Genomic DNA, 4,405 nt, shown 5'->3' on the forward strand with positions numbered 1-4,405 from the left:
TCCTTCGGCAAGGCTCGCCACTGGCAGCCGCTCGACAGAATATAGAAGATCGCCTGCACGATCTCGCGCAGATTAACCTCCCGCGGCCGGCCCAATCGCCGTCGCGGCGGCATCTTCCGGGCGATCAACGCCCACTCTGCATCGGTCAGATCACTTGTGTAACGCAGTCCACTGCGCTGATACTTGATACGAGCGGCTTTGGTCCACGGCATGGTGTCCTCCCTCGAATCTTTGCAAATCCGAAGGAATCACAGGCCCGCTAAAGCCGCTCACCTTTTTCGGTCAGGCTCTGAGGAGCGAGTGATGGGGCGCGGGAGCGCCCCATCGGAAGCCTCGAAGGATGAACGGCCGGGATGCCTCGATACCTTAGCAGCGACAGCCGGGCCGTCGCCCTTCGAGGCTCGCCGAAGAGGCTCGCACCTCAGGGTGACGGTGATGGAGTGCGCTCGCCGTTTCTCCATCGTCTTTGCGAGCGTAGCGAAGCAATCCAGAAACTTTCCGCGGAGACAGTCTGGATTGCTTCGCTCCGCTCGCAATGACGGAGCAAGTGGTGAGGCCATCGCTCTCCAATTCACATCTCAAACAGCAGGCACATCATCGCGTTCTCGCGGCGCATGTCGCCCGAGTTTTGCCTCTAGCATTGCCCTTATCGAGACAAGGGCGCAGGGAAGGCCGGGCGCCGGCTGGCACCCGCAGGTCCGTGCGCTACAAAGAGTGCACACGGGGTGGACCACAGGTGATGCCGGTCGCCCGGCCTTCCCTGCGCGAATGGTTTTAACGGTGTCCTTCGTGCTCTCCTCGGGGAGCGATGCACTATTGCCCCCGTCGCCTCACGGTTGGCTGATGTGCGCGTCCGGTCGGGCAGCGCACATCACCGCAAGGCTTGACGCACAGACCCCGGGCGTCGGGACCACACGACTTCTCCGTCCGCGCACGTCTTCGCATGCATCCTCGACGGCTGGCGTGTGCTCACCGTCGCGGCCATGCGAAGACGCTGTCGGCGCCGTGTCGTTCGCGCGAAGGCAATTGCTCACGGTTTCCCGCCCTGCAATGCCGCTCGCGCCCGACGCCGTCGCGTCCATCGCTGCCCGGCCCGCGGTTCGTGACGATCGCGATCCGCCCCTTGTCTCGGGCCAGGGTGTCCAATGTGTACGATAAATCCGAATTTCGGTAAAGTGGAATATGTTTGCGGTGGAGGATTGACAGGCCATGAGGTGATGCCCGCGGGGTGTTTTGCCCGACGGGCAATCCTGCGGCTACGGCGTCGCCTCAACTTCCGACGGTGCGGACCAGGCGAGGGCGGTTGCGGTTTGCGAGCGGGGCCTCGTTCGCCAGGGCGCGCAGCCATTCGCGGAAACTGACGATCTCGGGACAATCCGCGGTGCCCTCGGGCGCAATCAGCCAATCGCCCAATCCGGCTCCCTCGTTGATCCGGTCGCAGCGATAGCCCGGATGGTGGCCAAGACCGCGGGCAATCAGCAGGTCGACCTTGCCCTCGACCAGCTCGTGCAGGCCGGCGGGTTGCAGAACCCGCAAACCGATATCGGCATGCGCGCCGCGAAACTCCGCCAGGGCGAGGCGGCGCAAATCGAGGCTGCCATGGACCCCCAGTTGGAGCAGCACCGCACCAGCCGGTTTCAATTGCGAGGTCGCAGCCGCAATGCAGCGAAAGCCATCGGATATCCCGGGCAGATAGGCCTGACCGGCGGCGGTGAGGATCAGCTGCTTGTGCAGCCGCTCGAACAGGCGCACGCCGAGGCGTGCCTCCAGCGCTTTCACCTGCTGCCCCACGGCGGCAGGCGTGACGTGCAGTTCGTGCGCGGCGAGCTTGAAACTGAGATGCCGCGCGGCGGCTTCGAAGGCGCGGAGCGCGTTGAGTGGCGGAAGAGAGTAGGTCATCGCGTCGCAGTTTGACACCGATGGGCTGTGGCCTTGCAATAGATTTTCTTGCGCTGAACCGCAGGAATGATGCTTTGCGCCGCGGCGATGTTGCCGGATACGGTCAGCCGCAATCCGGAGAAACGCCATGCCCCCAGCTCACATCGTCAGCCACAATCCCGCAACGGTCCATGCTCCCGCCGGCGGTTACAGCATGGGACTTGAATTGAAGCAGCATCGCCGCCTGCTGTTTGTCAGCGGCCAGGTGCCCGAGGCATCCGACGGCGCCGTGCCTGAAGGATTCGAGGCGCAATGCGAGCAAGCCTGGCGCAACGTCATCGAGGTGCTTGCCGCTGCCGGCCTTGGCGTCGGGAATCTGGTCAAGGTCACGACGTTCCTGACCGACCGGAAGCAGGTCGTGCCCAACCGAACCATTCGCCGCGCCATGCTTGGGGAACATCAGCCTGCGCTGACGGTCGTGATCGTCGAGACCGTCGACAGCAAATGGTTGCTGGAGATCGAGGCGATTGCCGCGGAATGAACCCGGCTCTCGCCGACCTTGCAACGGGCCAATCGTGTCAGGTGTCCAATGGCTGAGATCCTCCACCCCTTTTACGAGGCGCATCGCGGTGCAATGGAGGCCGCCATGTGCCAGCGCCTCGACCTTGCCGAAGCGATGTTGCGCGAGCACGCGCATCTGTCCGATATCGACGGGATCAGGCAGTAGGTGATGGACGAATTCGAGATCGTGCTCACCCAGATGCCCTATGTCGGCGGTGCGGCCAGTCGCATGAGCGATTTCTTCATGCGTCTCATGGGTTTCATGGCGATCAGCCGTGTGCTCCGGCGACACGGCGTGCCGCTGCCCTTGATCGGCGAGATCGAGCGGGAAACCTACAAGGCGCAATTGCTCACCGTGCCAGAAGCGGAACGCCTCGCTTCGGGGCATCAGTTCATGTCGCCTGAGAACCAGGCGCTGCTGCGCGAGCAGGCCGCGCAAAGCGTCACAAGCAGCCATCAGGACGAGTTCCCGGAAGACTTCGTCTACGATTTCGTCGAGCCGGGCGCGGGTGACACCTTTGAGTTCGGCATCAACTACAAGGCCTGCGGCTTCTGCAAATTCGCCGCCCGCCATGGAGACAAGGACATCCTGCCGAACATCTGCGGGCTTGATTTCGACGCCTATGCTGTGCGCGGCATCCGTCTGGACAGGACGCAAACATTGGCTGGCGGTGCGAGCCACTGCAATTTCCGCTTCTCGCGGCTCCCGAGGTGATGCCTCATGGACGCGCGGCCGGCTCGCTCCTGATGTCGACGGGCGGCGGTGTCGCGCAGTTTCAGGTTCTCCATGCGGCCTCTACAAACCGGTGGATCACGGTCACGGGATCGAACGGAGGCAATCCGACGATCAGCACGACAGGCTACGCCGACAGCATGGGGCATCCCAGCGCGCAAGGGCACCAGGCGGTTGCCGAAATCTGGTATCCGGTCGTTTCCCCGTACCTGCACTAACCGGCTTCTCACATCTCTGGAGTCTCTCCATGCGCATCATGATCGCAGTCGCTTGCCTATGCCTTCCAGCAATCGCCGCGGCCAAGACGCTGTCGCCGCTCGAGCAGGCGCTGAGCCGCAAGCTTGGCGTCGAGATCGACGGTGGCCTGCAGGGAAAAAACGGAAAAAGGGAGGAACGGTGAAACGTGGATCGGGTTGATCGAGCACCGTGGAGCGCTTCGATGGACAGAACCTCGATCTATGATGAGTTGGGCCGTATTGAACGCGAGGTGGTCGCAGGAGAGCGCCAGCTTGCAGAACAGGAGCGGCTAGTTCTCGACTTGAAACGTGAGGGTCAAAATACTGCAAGCGCTGAAGAGGAGCTGGAACGGCTGCGTGAATGCCAACGCCTACGCGATCAAGACCGTCAAAGGCTCCTATCACTCCTGCAACCCTGAGACAGCGAAAACGCTCCCTTCGAAATTCCACCTCAGCCGGTGGTGCTCGTTGACGAGGTGATTGATTAACTCGCGGTCACGGTTTGAGGGGGCCGGATGTGGCCTTCGGAACTGAAGGGTGGCCCAGCCTGTTTGTTACATTTAGCCAAGCGGAGGTCGCCGTGAGGATTATTCTGATAACGACGATTTGCTGGGCCGTGTCGTGCGGATTTGCGACAGCGCAAGCCGATCCGAACAAAGACTTGAACACGCCGACTGGGCGCTCGGCGCCGGAAGAAAAGGGTCTTGGTCGTGTAAAAACGGTGCCTAAGGGTATCTGGCCCGGAAGGCAGGAGACACGCAGTTCTCAGGCCGCGATCGCAGCGATCAGCGGCTTGATCCCGACGATGTTCATGACCCTTGTTAGATTGTACGCCAGAACCGAAAGAGCCATCTCGGCGGCTACTTTCGGAAGCGTTTTGGTCAGGAAGTGTGTCGCGCCCATGCGGGCCTTCATTGTGCCGAACGGATGCTCGACGGTCTCGCGACGTTGACGCATAGCCATCGGGTTCGCATCAAGGCGCTGCTGCACAGCATCG

Annotated in this window: 7 protein-coding genes and 1 pseudogene; 5 read left to right on the forward strand and 3 right to left on the reverse strand. The window is 62.2% G+C overall.

Annotated elements, in window-relative coordinates; all coding sequences use genetic code 11:
- Together E4K65_RS46365 and E4K65_RS46375 are read right to left on the reverse strand one after the other, a co-directional pair.
- The coding region (locus E4K65_RS46365) for a transposase (RefSeq protein WP_135179525.1) at nt 1-212 on the reverse strand (212 nt) is incomplete at its 3' end.
- A gap of 1,057 nt (nt 213-1,269) precedes the next feature.
- A complete protein-coding gene (locus E4K65_RS46375) occupies nt 1,270-1,899 on the reverse strand; it encodes a LysR family transcriptional regulator (protein WP_135179723.1) in 630 nt (209 codons plus the stop codon).
- Nucleotides 1,900-2,026: 127 nt separating this feature from the next.
- Here E4K65_RS46375 and E4K65_RS46380 point away from each other — a divergent pair, with 127 nt between their 5' ends.
- The 5 genes and pseudogenes from E4K65_RS46380 to E4K65_RS46395 all read left to right on the forward strand — a co-directional run bounded on the left by E4K65_RS46380 (nt 2,027) and on the right by E4K65_RS46395 (nt 3,827).
- Nucleotides 2,027-2,419, forward strand: coding sequence for a RidA family protein (locus tag E4K65_RS46380; RefSeq protein WP_135179724.1), 393 nt, complete (start codon nt 2,027-2,029; stop codon nt 2,417-2,419).
- Between the two features lie 48 nt (nt 2,420-2,467).
- A pseudogene (locus tag E4K65_RS46385) lies at nt 2,468-3,154 on the forward strand (L-2-amino-thiazoline-4-carboxylic acid hydrolase).
- Between the two features lie 32 nt (nt 3,155-3,186).
- Nucleotides 3,187-3,390: a hypothetical protein gene (locus E4K65_RS46390; RefSeq protein WP_135179725.1), complete on the forward strand. Its 204-nt coding sequence runs from the start codon at nt 3,187-3,189 to the stop codon at nt 3,388-3,390.
- Between the two features lie 29 nt (nt 3,391-3,419).
- Nucleotides 3,420-3,572 (forward strand): hypothetical protein, encoded by a 153-nt coding sequence (locus E4K65_RS48115; RefSeq protein WP_156937099.1) that lies wholly within the window; start codon nt 3,420-3,422, stop codon nt 3,570-3,572.
- A gap of 39 nt (nt 3,573-3,611) precedes the next feature.
- Nucleotides 3,612-3,827, forward strand: coding sequence for a hypothetical protein (locus E4K65_RS46395; RefSeq protein WP_027548382.1), 216 nt, complete (start codon nt 3,612-3,614; stop codon nt 3,825-3,827).
- Between the two features lie 346 nt (nt 3,828-4,173).
- Here E4K65_RS46395 and E4K65_RS46400 read toward each other — a convergent pair.
- On the reverse strand, nt 4,174-4,405 hold a 232-nt coding region (locus tag E4K65_RS46400), incomplete at its 5' end, for a transposase (RefSeq protein WP_167771705.1).

The sequence above is a fragment of the Bradyrhizobium niftali genome (assembly GCF_004571025.1).
Classification (GTDB): domain Bacteria; phylum Pseudomonadota; class Alphaproteobacteria; order Rhizobiales; family Xanthobacteraceae; genus Bradyrhizobium; species Bradyrhizobium niftali.